Origin of the sequence: Trichocoleus sp. FACHB-591, assembly GCF_014695845.1 — a bacterium.
Taxonomy (GTDB): domain Bacteria; phylum Cyanobacteriota; class Cyanobacteriia; order FACHB-46; family FACHB-46; genus Trichocoleus.
The window spans coordinates 301,749-316,225 of the sequence record NZ_JACJPA010000040.1 but is presented as its reverse complement, the minus strand read 5'-3'; the positions used below and the strand labels follow the sequence as shown (position 1 = coordinate 316,225).

16 protein-coding genes and 1 tRNA gene are annotated in these 14,477 nt (G+C 50.8%); 10 read left to right on the top strand and 7 right to left on the bottom strand.

Annotated elements, in window-relative coordinates; genetic code table 11:
- Positions 1-27: 27 nt before the first annotated feature.
- The gene (locus tag H6F90_RS07560) at positions 28-1,704 is read left to right on the top strand and encodes a dynamin family protein (RefSeq protein WP_190551588.1); all 1,677 of its coding nucleotides are present in this window, start codon (positions 28-30) and stop codon (positions 1,702-1,704) included.
- Positions 1,705-1,820: 116 nt separating this feature from the next.
- Positions 1,821-2,102, top strand: a complete 282-nt coding sequence (locus H6F90_RS07555) for a hypothetical protein (RefSeq protein ID WP_190551586.1) — start codon at positions 1,821-1,823, stop codon at positions 2,100-2,102.
- Positions 2,103-2,109: 7 nt separating this feature from the next.
- Here the strand turns inward: H6F90_RS07555 and H6F90_RS07550 are convergent, their stop codons facing one another.
- The gene (locus H6F90_RS07550; RefSeq protein ID WP_190551583.1) at positions 2,110-2,592 is read right to left on the bottom strand and encodes a VOC family protein; all 483 of its coding nucleotides are present in this window, start codon (positions 2,590-2,592) and stop codon (positions 2,110-2,112) included.
- 82 nt (positions 2,593-2,674) lie between these two features.
- Here H6F90_RS07550 and H6F90_RS07545 point away from each other — a divergent pair, with 82 nt between their 5' ends.
- Complete coding sequence (locus H6F90_RS07545) at positions 2,675-3,175, top strand: DUF4385 domain-containing protein (RefSeq protein WP_190551581.1); 501 nt, start codon at positions 2,675-2,677, stop codon at positions 3,173-3,175.
- A 76-nt stretch (positions 3,176-3,251) separates the two neighbouring features.
- Positions 3,252-3,596 (top strand): hypothetical protein, encoded by a 345-nt coding sequence (locus H6F90_RS07540; RefSeq protein WP_190551579.1) that lies wholly within the window; start codon positions 3,252-3,254, stop codon positions 3,594-3,596.
- Positions 3,597-3,602: 6 nt separating this feature from the next.
- On the opposite strand, the gene H6F90_RS07535 is transcribed toward H6F90_RS07540, so the two are convergent.
- Entirely contained in the window at positions 3,603-5,939 is a 2,337-nt protein-coding gene (locus tag H6F90_RS07535; RefSeq protein ID WP_190551577.1) for a glycoside hydrolase family 31 protein, read from the bottom strand.
- A 218-nt stretch (positions 5,940-6,157) separates the two neighbouring features.
- Positions 6,158-6,940 (bottom strand): SDR family NAD(P)-dependent oxidoreductase, encoded by a 783-nt coding sequence (locus H6F90_RS07530; RefSeq protein WP_190551575.1) that lies wholly within the window; start codon positions 6,938-6,940, stop codon positions 6,158-6,160.
- A 350-nt stretch (positions 6,941-7,290) separates the two neighbouring features.
- Between H6F90_RS07530 and H6F90_RS07525 the strand changes: the two genes are divergently transcribed.
- Both H6F90_RS07525 and H6F90_RS07520 read left to right on the top strand, forming a co-directional pair.
- Complete coding sequence (locus tag H6F90_RS07525; RefSeq protein ID WP_190436639.1) at positions 7,291-7,791, top strand: orange carotenoid protein N-terminal domain-containing protein; 501 nt, start codon at positions 7,291-7,293, stop codon at positions 7,789-7,791.
- A gap of 278 nt (positions 7,792-8,069) precedes the next feature.
- The gene (locus H6F90_RS07520; RefSeq protein ID WP_190551573.1) at positions 8,070-8,624 is read left to right on the top strand and encodes a response regulator; all 555 of its coding nucleotides are present in this window, start codon (positions 8,070-8,072) and stop codon (positions 8,622-8,624) included.
- A gap of 25 nt (positions 8,625-8,649) precedes the next feature.
- Here H6F90_RS07520 and H6F90_RS07515 read toward each other — a convergent pair whose 3' ends face one another.
- Positions 8,650-8,787, bottom strand: a complete 138-nt coding sequence (locus H6F90_RS07515; protein WP_190551571.1) for a hypothetical protein — start codon at positions 8,785-8,787, stop codon at positions 8,650-8,652.
- 75 nt (positions 8,788-8,862) lie between these two features.
- Between H6F90_RS07515 and hemC the strand changes: the two genes are divergently transcribed.
- On the top strand, positions 8,863-9,828 hold the full coding sequence (gene hemC, locus H6F90_RS07510; protein ID WP_190551569.1) for a hydroxymethylbilane synthase: 966 nt from the start codon (positions 8,863-8,865) through the stop codon (positions 9,826-9,828).
- Positions 9,829-10,031: 203 nt separating this feature from the next.
- On the top strand, positions 10,032-11,450 hold the full coding sequence (gene glgA / locus H6F90_RS07505; protein ID WP_190551567.1) for a glycogen synthase GlgA: 1,419 nt from the start codon (positions 10,032-10,034) through the stop codon (positions 11,448-11,450).
- On the opposite strand, the gene H6F90_RS07500 is transcribed toward glgA, so the two are convergent.
- The 3 genes from H6F90_RS07500 to H6F90_RS07490 all read right to left on the bottom strand — a co-directional run bounded on the left by H6F90_RS07500 (position 11,451) and on the right by H6F90_RS07490 (position 13,199).
- A complete protein-coding gene (locus tag H6F90_RS07500) occupies positions 11,451-12,017 on the bottom strand; it encodes a thermonuclease family protein (protein WP_199295770.1) in 567 nt (188 codons plus the stop codon).
- 43 nt (positions 12,018-12,060) lie between these two features.
- Positions 12,061-12,429 carry a 2Fe-2S iron-sulfur cluster-binding protein gene (locus H6F90_RS07495; RefSeq protein WP_190551564.1) on the bottom strand — a complete coding sequence of 123 codons (369 nt, stop codon included), beginning with the start codon at positions 12,427-12,429 and terminating at the stop codon, positions 12,061-12,063.
- 143 nt (positions 12,430-12,572) lie between these two features.
- On the bottom strand, positions 12,573-13,199 hold the full coding sequence (locus tag H6F90_RS07490; RefSeq protein WP_190551562.1) for a LuxR C-terminal-related transcriptional regulator: 627 nt from the start codon (positions 13,197-13,199) through the stop codon (positions 12,573-12,575).
- A 398-nt stretch (positions 13,200-13,597) separates the two neighbouring features.
- On the opposite strand from H6F90_RS07490, the gene H6F90_RS07485 reads away from it, so the two are divergent.
- Positions 13,598-13,682, top strand: a tRNA-Ser gene (locus H6F90_RS07485).
- Between the two features lie 129 nt (positions 13,683-13,811).
- Positions 13,812-14,462 (top strand): pentapeptide repeat-containing protein, encoded by a 651-nt coding sequence (locus H6F90_RS07480; RefSeq protein WP_190551560.1) that lies wholly within the window; start codon positions 13,812-13,814, stop codon positions 14,460-14,462.
- Positions 14,463-14,477 lie beyond the last annotated feature (15 nt).

Below are 14,477 nucleotides of genomic sequence, written 5' to 3'. Positions count from 1 at the left end.
TTATAAACAGGCTTTCAAGTCAACCGTATGCAGTCACCCAACGCTTCCCAGAATTTACTAACGACGCTTAAAACAGCGGTAGGTCTGCTGGACTTAGAACCCAATTCACCCTTGAAGCAGGATGTCATCGCAGTTTGCGATCGCCTGACCAGTTCTGATTTTCGCATCGCAGTATTCGGCCCCTTCAACTACGGTAAATCCACGCTGCTGAATGCCTTACTCGGTGAAAAAGCGCTACCGATTGACCTGATTCCCACCACAGGCGCAGCGATTCGAGTCAAGTACGGCTCTGACTTATCCACTCGGATTTTGCTGCGCAGTGGCGCTGAGATCTGCGAAATGGGTACTGATGTTTTGAAGCGATTTGCCATTTTAGATGATCAGCGGCGGATGCGCGAAGACGTGGCTGCGGTTGAGGTGTACTGCCCTCATCCTTTTTTGCAAACAGGCGTAGAACTGCTAGATTTACCCGGAACTAACGATCGCGAGGCTCAAGATGCCTTGGTTAAAGACCAACTCTTAACCGCAGATCTGGTCGTGCAAGTCTTGGATGGCCGCAAACTAATGACCCTAGGAGAACGCGAAAACCTGCGGGATTGGTTGCTCGATCGCGGCATTACCACCGTGGTATTCGTCGTCAATTTCCTCAACTTACTGGAAACCGACGACCAAAAAGAAGTGTATCGGCGCATGCGATTTGTCGCTGAGAGTTTTCGTTCACAATTACCTCCGGGTGTTAGCAATCTATATCGTGTCGATGCCTTACCTGCCCTGAGATCCCGCCTAAAAGGAGATATGGCAGCGGCTCAGACGGCAGGACTCCCTATGTTTGAATCTGCTTTGCAGAGCATTGTCCAAGCACAGCGTGGTCAGAGCGAACCTCGTTTACCGCGTGTAGTCGTGTTAGCGAACCAAGTACAACAAGCCTTACAAGTTAAGCGAGAAGCGATCGCCCATGAAATCGCTACAGCAGAACAAACCCGCAACAAAAAAGTAGAAATCCGCCAAAAAGTCCAAAAACTGATTAAAGATGGGTTTCTCGCCAGTGCTACTCAATGCCGCGATTGGCTATCTCTCCCTAACCTGCTCGATCGCTACCAAGCCGATGCTGCCGACGCTCTCCAGAGATTTGACTTCGCCACCTGGGAAACCAACACACTGAAACCTGGCTGGAACGAGCAAAAGCGATCGCTCGCCGAATGGGTTTACAAAGCTTGTGATTTTCTCAACTGTCCTCGACCTACAGATCCGTGGTTTGCTTTCCCTGACGCGCCTCAGGTCTTACTGCCACAAGACCCACCCACAACCAAAAACTTTAATTCATCGAGTGATTCTACACCTGTCGCGATCGCCACTGGGCTAGGCTGGGTGTTAGGAGGCCCATTAGGAGCCGCAGTTTTAGGAGGAGCCAGCTATCTGCTCAATCAAACCACTGATACTCCTGCCTCGGCACCGCCCACTTCTGCCGCAGCTTACACAGCCCAAACTCAGCAAGCTTGTTCGGAGGCTGCGAAAGATTATTTAATTCGCTTCAGCACTCTGGCTTTGGCAGCACTGCGCGACTACGAACTCACCGCCGAGCAAATCTTCAATTTTTCTGTACCCGCCGAACCCCTAGAACTTTCCCACCAACGCCATCAACTGCGATTGCTAGAAGCTACTTTAGAGAACCTAACCCAAGCCTTAACATCAGTTCCCCATTAGAGCTACAGGATTAGTGCCTTTGCCAGCGTAGGCTATAAGTATGCTTAAGAATGATGCGGTAACGAGAATTACTTGGATAGGCTAGAAGGTAAAACCTCCTCCTATAGAAGCCTTTTATGCATACCACCCAAGATCCGTTTCAGAAGGCCAACTATTTCTTTAGAAAAGCCGACTATGTGAAATGGCATCGGCAGCAAAGTAAGCAACAAATTCTGCGATCGCAAGTTGGGTTTATTGAGACTGCGCCCTCTCGCCCGAAAGCTTGCCAGGGTTGCGCTCACTACCACGGCGTGGCTTACGGCACTGCTTACGAGAGCCGACATATGTTGATTTGTGGGTTCCATCCCTATGGTTGGGGCAACCAAGGGACTTGCTCTGACTGGGAAGGCGGCTTCTAAAGGCAGTTTAAGCGCTGGTAGCTGAAGCTGTATCTGGGTCGCAGCGAATCTCAATTAAAAAGCCATCGGGGTCATAAAAGTAGATGCCGCGTCCGGTGGGGCGGGTGACTGGGCCTTCTGCGATCGCGACTTGATTTTGGTGCAGTACTGCCACAGCTTGATCGAACAGTGGCGGCTCGATATCAAAGGCTAAATGATTGGCACGGGTAAAGCCTCGACTAGGATCTGGATCGGGTGGTGTGAGATCTGGCTCCCAAAACAAATCGAGCACAGTGCCATCGGGCATGACAAAATTAGCAACTTTCCCTGCTTCTACCAACGCTCTCAATGTACTCGGAACTGCATCTCCGGTTAACTCTTGTAGCCCTAACAAAGTGCCGTAAAACTGTCGCGAGGCTTGCAGATCTTGCACATTTAACGCGATGTGATGCATGCGACGCAGCATACCAAGAGCCAAAGTGGAGTTGCAGGTGGAGAAACTAGATTGCATAACGAGCACCATTCCATTCAGAACATATTGCCAGAACGATCGCCAGCACTTCTATTCAATCTAAATCAGACCTAGAGTAGCCATGTCATTTGATTATTCTTTGGACTTCAAAACCATTGATTTCCGTCAGCACCCAGAACTGTACCGCGTCGGCAAAGGTGAACAGGGTGTGCTGATGGTAGAGCCATACAAGGCAGAAATTTTGCCTCACTGGCGTTTCAAAACTCCTGCGATCGCTAAACAGTCTAGCGAAACGATTTACCAAATGTTTCTGGACTATCTGGAACAGGGAGATTTTGTCGGAGCAGATATGGCTCGGAAATTTCTGCAAATGGGTTACACGCGATCGCGTCGTTATGCCAACCACAAAAACGGCAGAAAATACCAAGCCAATCCGCAAAAAGCGGGTTCTGAAGCTGAGCAGCAGGCAGCACGACAGAAAGTTTTGCCTTACGACGTAGATCCGATCAAGGCAGAATCGGCGGCTATCTTTAAGGAGAAATGGGTCCAAGCCAAGACGAACCCGTACTATCTGCAACTCTTAGCCGCGCATCGCCAAAAGTACGAAGCAAAGCCTCTGTGATCTCGCTACCTGGGGTGGGCATACTGACACGGTTACGTGCAGCAATTCAGCCCTAGCCCCTTGTCGGAAAAACAGCATGAGGCACCCTGACGACCAACCCCAACCCTTAGGCCCAACTGATTGGATGCTAGCGAAAGAATTGGGAACTGTGATTAGCACTCAGCAACGCTTTTACCAATCCTGCGATGGAGCCTTGAGAGCTTTGCTCAGCCTCTCAGAGTGGGGCATTGTGCAAGAAACAAATGATGTCACTGTGTTGTTGGTGATGTGTCCCACGAGCGTTGTGACAGATCGCTTGCTCAAGCGCTGCACGAGTCTAGCTAACAAACTATTGAAGGTTGCAGATACGCCCGCTCATCTCCATATTCAAGGGCCAGACTGTTGGTTTCGCTGTCCTGCTGATATTCTGCGACAGCAATAGTTTGATTTAGAAGGTTAGACGGCGATCGCTGCCGTCATCCTGAAAGCACTGCTCACCGATGCCAACAAGTTCCACAATAGTTTCGCGATCGCTGGGTGTCCAGTTGCCTTGCCGCGCTGCAATCTCTACCACGGTTTGCTGACCTTCTGGGAAGACGCGATAGTGAGTCGTAGCCCAAGCACCATCCTGATACTCAAAGGTATGACCATCATCTTCATAATGAGTCCACTCGCCAGTTCCGGGCCAAACTCTTAGTCTGAGTTCGTCTAGCGATCGCTCATTCACATACTGCATCACGGGAGCCATTGGAATAATACTGCCAGCAGCCACATAGAGCGGCATCCGTTCTAGGGGAGCATCAGCCAGAATATGGGTTGGCCCTTCAAACTGCTCTCCACTCCACCAGTCGTACCAAGTCCCTGCTGGTAAATAAACAGCTCGACACTCTACACCCGGACGATAAGCTGGCGCGGCCATCAAGGATGGACCGAGTAACACTTGGTCATAGAGGCTATAAGTTTTGAGGTCGTTGGGATATTGGTAGAGCAATGGGCGCAGAATGGGTGCCCCTGTGGTTGCGGCTGACCAGAACAAGCTGTAAAGATAAGGCAGCAATCGATAGCGCAGTTCAATATATTCGCGGCAGATGGCTTCCACGCGATCGCCAAATACCCAGGGTTCATGCTGAGCTGTACCCATCGAGGAGTGACCCCGCATTAAGGGGTACAGCATCCCTACCTGCATCCAGCGGGCAAACAGCTCAGCGGTGGCATTGCCTGCAAACCCCCCAATATCACACCCAACAAAAGCCACCCCCGACAGCCCCATGTTGCAGAGCATGGGCAGGGACATTTCCAAATGCTCCCACAATGATTGGTTATCTCCCATCCACACGGAGGACCAACGCTGCACACCTGCATAACCCGATCGCGTCAGGACAAAGGAACGTTCTGTGGGGCGGAGTTTCTTTAGGGCTTCAGCTGAAGCTTGCGCCATGTTTAAGCCATAGAGGTTGTGGGTTTCGGCGTGAGTAGCCTGCTCATCCTTCGGTCCTTGTGGTGCATCAAGGGGAAACCAAATTTTGTTTCCGTTGTCTCCAAAGGGGCGATCGTCTAAAGCAGGCTCGTTCATGTCATTCCAGATCCCTGCTACACCTGCTTCGGTCAGGTTTTTGTGCCAGTCAGCCCACCAACTGCGAACTTCTGAGCGCAAGAAGTCAGGAAATACAGCTTTGCTGGGCCAGACGTAACCGTGAACCAGTTGTCCATCAGCTTTCCGGACAAAATAGTCTTTTTCTAGTCCTTGGTCGAACACAGCATAGTCGGCTTCTGGCTCGTATTTCACCCCAGGATCAACGATGGTTACAGTCTTAAATCCATCCTCAGCCAAGTTGCGAATCAGTTTGTCAGGTTGGGGAAAGCGTTTGGGACTCCAAGTGAAGACCCGATAACCGTTCATGTAGTCGATGTCGAGGTGGATGACATCGCAGGGAATGCGGCGTTCTCGAAACTCATGGGCGATTGTTTGCACCACATTTTCAGATTCGTAGCTCCAGCGGCATTGGTGATAGCCGATCGCCCACTGAGGTGGCAGAGACATCCGTCCGGTTAGCTCGGTGTAGGTGTGGATGATTTGCGCTGGGGTGGGGCCGTAGATGATGTAGTAGTCGAGTTCTGGGCCACGGGTTTCCATCCGCCACACCCCTGCTTGATCTGCGCCAATGTCAAACTGGCTCCAATAGGTGCTGTTGAAGAAAATTCCATAGCCTACTTCGGGCCGCAGTGCCATGAAGACAGGAATCGCTTGGTACATCTCATCGCTGAGAGAACCGTAGTCGAGGGCGTCTGTAGTCCAGTTGGTTTTGACTTCGGCGAGTTTGTCGAGAAACCCAGTGCGCTCTCCAAATCCGTAGAAGTGTTCGTCGGCTTCAATCTGCTTCCAAGCGGCGATCGCGCCTGCCCGCCAAGCCATCCCAGGAGCTATATCTTGGGCAAAGGAACGATTTTGGTTGTCAAGGCAGGTGATTTGAGCGGTATCTCGCTGAATTGAAACTCGGATCTGGGCTGTTTTGATTTCGATCGTGGAAGGAGTTTCTTCTAGATCAAAGGAGGTGGCGGGCCAGTCTTGGTCGTCTTTGGTGACGGCCCAGGAGCGACGAGGTTGAAAGGTGCCTGTGGGGGCAAGGCGGACGCGAATCAGGTTGGGAGCCAGGATGGCGATCGCGAGTTTAGGGCCACCACAATCGAGGTGAAGGGTGCGATCGTCTTTTTGAATGGATTGAACTGCCCCAATGGTGGACCAGGGTTGTGTGGTGGTGGGGAGTTTTCCAAATACTTGTGGCATGTGGGTTCAACCTGATTTTTATCGGTTTAAGTCTGGGAAATCCGAGCCCTTGGGGGCAAGCGCCCCCAAACCCCCACTGAGGGACGGCTGCGTCCCCCAGACCCCCTCCAGAGGTAACTTCTGTGTGAGGTGGCTATGTTTTAATTCTGGCTTCTTTGGCTCCCCTTCCCTAGCAGGAAAGGGGCTGGGGGTTAGGTCTCAAAGCAGGGAGATCCACACTATCCTTGCAACAAGGATTGAGCGCCATCGATCCAAACTTCGGTGCCTGTGATGTGGCTGGAGTTGTCGGAGGCGAGGAAGAGGACGAGTTGGGCAACTTGTTCGGAGGTGCCTGGTTTACCGTCGGTGAGGGGGATTTTGCCTTCCGGAAATTCGACGGGTTCTTGGATTTCCTCTAGGGCGCGGCGTTCGGTGTTTTCGTCGATGTTGGTAGTGATAGCTCCGGGGCAGATGACGTTGACGCGAATCCGATGCTCAGCGAGTTCCAAGGCAGCCATTTTGGTGAAGGCGACTTGTCCTGCTTTGGAGCAGGCATAGGCGGTGGCTCCGGTGTTGCTGAACATGCGGGTGCCGTTGACGGAGGAGGTAACAATCACGGAGCCGCCTTGTTTTTTCAGCAGTGGGATGGCGTATTTGACGGTGAGAAAGGTGCCTTTGAGGTTGACGTTGAGGGTTTTGTCCCACTCGTCGGGGTCAAGTTCTTCTAAGGCAGTCCAAACGCCATTGATGCCAGCGTTGGCAAAGACGATATCTAACCTGCTCCATTTATCTGCGATCGCTTGAATCGCTTGCTGCATCGCCTCAGGTTGGGAGATGTCAGCTATTACTGGGATGGCTTCTCCACCCAATTTTTGAATCTCTTCTAGGGTCTGTTGCACATCATCGTCACTGCGGCCTAAGGCGGCTACTTTGGCTCCTTCTTTAGCCAGGAGTTGAGCTGCGGCTTTACCAATTCCAGATCCGGCTCCTGTGACTAACGCCACTCTCCCTGCCAGTTGCATACGATCTGTTCTCCTCAAATGAATGGTAGCGATCGCTTACTTCACGAAATGAATCTCTCTACTTTTTAAGCCGTCTTTGGCTCTTGCTTGGCAAAACTGTGGGCGATCGCTTCGCCAATTCCTGTGCCTGCTCCGGTGATATTAGCAACCTTGTCTGCTAAACGTGCGCTCGCAAACTACTCTTCTAGTTGAGATAGGCGCAGACAAAGTGCGACCTACTACCCCTTATACTCTGCTTCCTTTAAGACTTTTCCTCTGTCTGTAGTAAGGTTTGGCTACCTCTATCTTCAGTGGGTTTAAGAGATGTAAATGCCCTGTTACCTTGCAGGAGTTGTATGAGTGAGATCCCGATGACATTCACGAAAGACGAAACGATTAGAAGTAATGTAGAAGCCTTCCAAAGCTTAGATGTGGATCAGCAATTGGCGCTGTTCTACTTCATTTACAAAGAAATGGGTGGAGCCATTACGCCTGCTGCTCCTGGCGCTAGCACCGTTTCTCCTGAAATCGCTGAGGGCCTGTTCAACCAAGTTAAGGACATGTCTCATGAAGAGCAGCTGCAACTGCAACGTGATTTAATCACACACAAAAACGGTTTACTGGCTCGTGAGTATGGCTCCATAGGCGACACTACCAAGTTGTTGTTCTGGTATCGCTTAGCTCAGGGCATGGATGCTGGCATTATCAGCCCATTGCCTGCTGACTATCAACTCGCGCCTGAAGCTCAAAGTCTGCTAGAGCAAATCAAAGGTCTACAATTCCAGCAGCAAATCACTCTCTTCCGTGACCTGGTTTCCCCAATGGGTGTTGACTCCGCAACTGCTGAGCACGACAGCGAAACAGGCTTGTAAGTTAGCCTCAGAGCTTTCAAATCAAAAATTTTGATGGCAAGCTAAATCTCTTAGCCCTCTCAAATATTTCAATCACTCTTTAAATCACATTTCCTTCCAGAGTTAGCTAACTGCATTCATGTTGCTCAGTATTTGAGGCTCATGAATGCAGTTTTTTTATGGTTTAAATCACTAAAAATTGTTTCAATCTGCTAATTAATTCTTGAGCAACGTGAAAACTGAAGCAGACGCAATCTCCACGGAACCGTAGGGCGACCCTCAACTCTTAGTAATCAGTCATGGCAAATCAAAAAATTTTAGTCATTGATGATGGAAAAACCATTCGCATGCAAGTGCGAGACATGTTGCCACAAGGCAGCTTTGAGTTTTTAGAAGCCAAAGACGGAGTTGAGGGCCTAGATTTAATTCGCAAAATTCGTCCCAACATCGTATTACTCGACTTCTTCATGCCGCGAATGAATGGCTGGGAAGTCCTAGAGCAAATGCAAGCTCAACCAGAACTCCAAAGCATCCCGCTCGTATTGATGTCAGGGCGCAAAGAAGAAGTCGTCGAGAAAGTGCCAGACTTATTCGATCGCTTCGAGTTCATCGAGAAACCCTTTGGGCAAAAGGCCTTAATTGGAGCCTTGCGCGCCGCGATCGCCAAATCCCGAACTCCCAAACCAGCCGCGATCGCCACTCCCAAACCCTCTACCCCTTCCACGGCTACCACCACTTCTAACTCAGCCATCCCAGCCCTCAACGCCAAGCTCGATCAGATGCAAACAGACATCGACAGCTTGAAAAAACAACTCGCCCAAATCACCGGATTTATCAAGCAAAAACTCAAATAACCCAATCTCGCACACCCCACCAAATTCACTTCTGGAGGGGGTCTGGGGGACGCAGCCGTCTCTCAGCGGGGGTTTGGGGGCAAGCGCACCCAAGGGTTCGGATTTTCCCAAAACCAACAACACCCACCAACTTAATCATCTGTAACCATTCAACAGCAGTCATTCAAGCCCCTGCTGTCCATCGCTGCGGTAATCTGGAAAGAGTGACTTTAAGAAAACCCTTTCACTGCACTGCCTTATGTCCTCCGCTGTTTCCAGTCCTGCTCGCACAATCCGCATCGGTTCGCGTAAAAGTCAGTTGGCTTTAGTTCAGACCTACTGGGTTCAGGAACAGTTACAAAAAGCCTTCCCGGATCGGACATTTGAAGTGCACACCATGAGCACCCAAGGCGACAAAATTCTTGATGTTGCGCTCGCCAAAATTGGTGACAAAGGGCTGTTCACCAAAGAACTAGAGCTAGGCATGATCAACAACGAGATTGATTTTGCCGTCCACTCCCTCAAAGATTTGCCCACTCGCCTACCCGAAGGACTGATGCTAGGTTGCGTCACCGAGCGCGAGAACCCCGCCGACGCTCTAGTGGTTCACGAAAAGCATAAAGACAAACAGCTCGCCACCCTACCCGCTGGAGCTGTCATCGGCACCTCCTCGCTACGTCGCTTGGCTCAACTGCGCCACCACTACCCCCACCTCAGCTTCAAAGACGTGCGCGGCAACCTCAACACCCGCCTCGCCAAACTGGATGCAGGTGAGTATGACGCTTTGATCTTGGCGGTCGCAGGTTTGCATCGCTTGGGCATGGGCGATCGCATTCACCAAGCTATTCCTTCTGAGGTGTCTCTCCATGCCGTAGGCCAGGGTGCCTTGGGGATTGAGTGTCGTGAAGGCGACGCAGAAGTGCTGAACGTGATCAAAGCCTTAGAGCACACCCCTACCGCGCAGCGCTGCTATGCTGAGCGTTCTTTCCTGCGGGAACTCGAAGGGGGTTGCCAAGTACCCATCGGCGTGAACACCGAGATTAACGGTGATGCCCTCACCCTCACCGGACTAGTTGCCAGCCTAGACGGCCAAACCATCATCAAAGAGAGCATTACAGGCCCTGCCACTGAAGCCGAACGCTTAGGTACAGAGCTAGCCAACCAGGCCAAGCAGCAAGGTGCCCAAGAAATCTTGAATCAGATTACTGCTGAAATGCGTAGCTAACTTAGTTTTGCCTTGTACTGTAGGGGCACCCCTCGTGGGTGCCTTTTTTTGTGAAGTTTGCAGAGAAATAGGGCATGGAGTGCGATCGCCAGCTAGCCAGCTAGAGAGAAAGGGGCAGGAGTCGGTATGATGACGTTACTGGTTCGGCCAATTTGCCAATCTGACCTGTTCAGCTAACCATTTCAGGGGATACAGGAATTAACATGCGAATTCTGTTTGTTGCCGCAGAAGCAGCCCCAGTTGCCAAAGTGGGTGGGATGGGAGATGTCGTCGGTGCCCTACCACAAGTGTTGCGCCAGATGGGCCACGATGTCCGCATCTTTATGCCCTACTACGGCTTCCTGCCAGATAAGATGTCAATTCCAGCCGAGCCTGTTTGGTCGGGTAGCGCCATGTTCCAGACATTTTCTGTTTACGAAAGTGTGCTTCCTGGGACTGATGTACCCCTGTATTTGTTTAGCCACCCAGCCTTCCTACCCCGGCATATTTACTCTGGTGAGGACGAGGATTGGCGGTTCACCCTGTTTTCCAATGGAGCGGCTGAGTTTGCTTGGAACTATTGGAAGCCAAATATTATTCACTGCCACGATTGGCATACAGGCATGATCCCGGTTTGGATGCATCAAACGTCTGATATTGGCACTGTATTCACCATTCACAACCTGGCTTACCAAGGGCCGTGGCGCTGGAAATTAGAGCAAATGACCTGGTGCCCCTGGTATATGCAAGGCCACAACACGATGGCCGCAGCGGTACAGTATGCCGACCGAGTCACCACCGTTTCACCCACCTACGCCCAGCAAATCCAAACGGCTGCTTACGGGGAAACGCTGGAGGGGTTGTTATCTTTCATTAGTGGCAAGCTGAGCGGCATTGTCAATGGCATTGACATGGATTCTTACAATCCAGAAACGGATAAGCGCCTGACGCAAACTTTTAATGCTGATACGCTCGATCGCCGTCCTGCTAACAAGATTGCGATCCAAGAAGAAGTGGGGTTAGAAGTCAACTCTAAAGCTTTCTTGATTGGCATTGTGACGCGATTGGTGGAGCAGAAGGGCATCGACTTAATTATTCAAGTGCTCGATCGCTTTATGTCTTACACAGATTCCCAGTTTATTTTGTTGGGAACGGGCGATCGCTACTATGAAACCCAAATGTGGCAAATTGCTTCTCGCTATCCCGGTCGGATGGCGGCTTATTTGCTTTACAACGATGCTTTAGCGCGACGCATTTACGCGGGATCAGATGCTTTCTTAATGCCTTCTCGGTTTGAACCTTGCGGCATTAGCCAAATGCTAGCGATGCGCTACGGTTGTGTACCGATTGTGCGCCGCACAGGTGGTCTGGTGGATACCGTCAGTCACCATGACCCGATGAATCATACAGGTACGGGCTACTGCTTCGATCGATACGAACCGCTGGATCTCTATACCTGTATGGTGCGTGCTTGGGAAGGCTTCCGCTTCAAGCCCCAATGGCAAGAAATGCAGAAACGCGGCATGCACACCGATTTTAGCTGGGATAAATCGGCTAGAGAGTACTCCAATCTCTATAACGACATCTTGGGAATTCCCAATGAGGCTCCAGAACCAAAGAAGCAACTCGAAGGTGTGCATTAACTAGCGATTTTGGGCGCGAAATTCTGCCGGAGTCAGGCGCATGGGTTCGTTAGGGTTCCAAATGCCCACCCCCATGAGTCTGGCCTTTTCTTGGGCGCGCTTTAAGCGCTGGTCGTACTTGGTATTGGGCGATCGCGGTACTGCCAACGCATAGCCCGCTTCTACTAGCTTTTCGTTGAGTAGCTTACCATCTAGCCAAACGTAGGCCAATGTTCGTTCGTAGCGATCGCGAGATTCTAGTCCAGGTTCTAGTAGCACAGGCTTACTGCCGATCAGACGCTCTAGTTGCTGCTTAGCGGCGGGTCCCCAAGGTTGCTGGGCTAAATCTGGTGCATCAATGCCAATCAGCCGTACTCGCTCTGGTGTACCAGGGGAGTTATTAGCAGGGCTGATCTCAATCACCTGTCCATTGGCGATCTGCTCTACTTTTACTAAGGTGCCTTGAGCTGACATCGGGCTTTGGCAGGCTGTCAGCGAGGCTACTAGCAACCAAAGGCCGCAACCAACTCCCAACCTTTGCCACCACCGCCAGCTCTGGAAACGCGATCGCTCCTGGTCTTGGCTCACTCTCAATCTCAAATCTAAAACCTCAAATCCTCAAGCGGCAATTCTAGTCTTCGTCCAAAGGCAGACCTACTTTGATCTTGCCTTTGCCAAAATAGCGACCAAATTGCAGCTCATAGACTTCATCTTCGTCTTGAGTTTCTACCTCTAAATCAGAGCGGGGGTAGCTGACACAGAGCAAGGCATAGCCGCGATCGCGCAAATGGGGAGAAAGACCCACTGCTTCCGGCTGAGCGACTTCACCAGAGACAACGCGCACCGCACAGCTCGTGCAAGCCCCATTGCGACAAGCGAAGGGCAGTTCTACCCCTTGGTTCTCGGCGCTATGCAAGATATAGCGATCTTCTGGTACCTGAACCGTGTGGTGGGTACCTTTCTGGCGGTAATGGATGCGAACAGAATAGGAACGGGTCATGAATCTCAAAGCGCGGAGCACTGCAATCAGGGATTTGTCCATTCAGTAGCAGAGAATTTCCGCAGAAACCTCGGTGCCACAATGACAATGGACTATCTATAACTGTGCCAGCTTTTGACCATCCCTGAGACAAATCTAGGCGCTTAGCACTGATAAATCCGTTTTTTCGAGTAAAGATTTTTGATATGAGTTTTGACGGTGTTGAGGCTGACTTGCAAGGTTTGAGCGATTTCTTGGTAGCTATACTCCTGTTTCAGCAACAGCCAAATCTCGGCTTCGCGCTTGGTCAGTTCCAGTTGTGTCTGCACCAACTGCAATTCTTCTTCTAAAATGGCTTGCCGATCTTGCAGCACAATTAAGATTGCCTGCTCTAGGTCAGCCGCCGCAGTCGGTTCGCCAGAGTTGGGCAGACCTTTGAGCCAGCGAGCCGAAACTTGTAGTCTCATTGTTGGCTCAATTTGGTAATCCGCTAAGACCACCTGGCTTTCTGGGCAGTTGCGTCGCAGAAAGAGGCGGCAAAAGGTTTCCAGCTCCTCTGGCAAAGTTGAACGCGAGGGCGGGAACCAACGACACAGTTCTACCGCCCGCTGATTCCAATAAATGAGCTGGAGGGTGGGGGACACCACCACAAACCCTTGCCCTAATGAATTCAGGACAGCCTGTAACAGCGCCAAATCTAACCTAGCAACCTGCTGTTCTAAGCTAGGGGCAGGCGATCGCTCTGAGTCCAGCGCTACAGGAGAGGTAGAGAGTGGAAATGAGTTGCTCATCTGAGCCTCCGAATTCAAAGCTTTTCCTCCAAGCCGAAATAGGGGTTGAACTCAACTCCTAGAGAAGACATAGAGCAATAGATGGGTGAATAATTTTAGAGAAAAGTCGGTGGTGTTACTAGCGTCAGTCAGTCTAGTGCCGTTAGTAACAGCGTCAGCGACAGGCAATTGGCTAGATGCCTTATGAGAACGTAGCTTCTCAAGCGGGTGATATAAGTTACATTAGCTGATGCAGATTTTTGTTTATAGCGGTAAAAGTCAGATAAAAGTCAGATCTAGGTCAGTAAAAATAAATGATGCAAGCTTATTTTAGAAATAACTCGCCAAAACCTAGCCACTTCTGGTAGTATTTGCTAAGATAGAAATCCTGTGCTGAAATAAGCAGTGCAGACCCCCCAGGAGAGATGGCCGAGTGGTTGAAGGCGCAGCACTGGAAATGCTGTTTAGGGCAACTTAACGAGGGTTCGAATCCCTCTCTCTCCGTTCCCAAAGATATTCTGCAAATATTAGGTTAAGGCGATCGCCCTGCCCTTGTATCACACTATGCACTTCCACCTTAGAAAGGTTGGGCTATGATCCCCATAGCTTCCTAGGGATAAGGTGTGAGTCAGAATGAATGTGAATGAGCTGCTAAAGCGTTATACAGCGGGTGAAAAGGATTTTGGTGCCATAGAACTACCAAAAGCACCGCTACAGGCAGTCATTCTAAGGGGAATTAGCCTAAAAGGAGCTGATTTAGTAGGCGCAAACCTGAGTGGTGCTGATCTCAGCGGCGCTGACCTGAGTGGCGCAAACCTAACGGGCGCTAACCTAACGGGTGTCATTCTGAGCCGAGCCCGTTTGATAGACGCAATTTTGAGGGTTGCTAATTTGACCCGAGCTGATTTAGTCAAAGCTGATCTTAGTCGAGCTAACTTGGTAGGGGCGAAACTAAAAGCAGCAAACTTGGTTCAAGCCAATCTCAGCCGCGCTAGTTTAGGGGAAGCCGACTTACACGGAGCGAATCTATATCAGGCTAATTTGCGGCGGGCTCACTTATATGAAGCAGATCTGATTGGAGCGACGTTGCAAGGCGTAGATTTGAGCAGTGCTGACCTGTTAGGTGCCAGTTTAATCCGGGCCGACCTAACGGATGCTATTTTGACTGCCGCAGATTTGAGCCATACTCAATGGACAGGCATCAATCTGACAGGAGCGAAGTTGCATGGGGCTACGTTGCCAGAAGGAATGCTGGCTCTGGTGCAGTCCTACTCGCTGAGCTAGCGCCTTTCTTGCCCC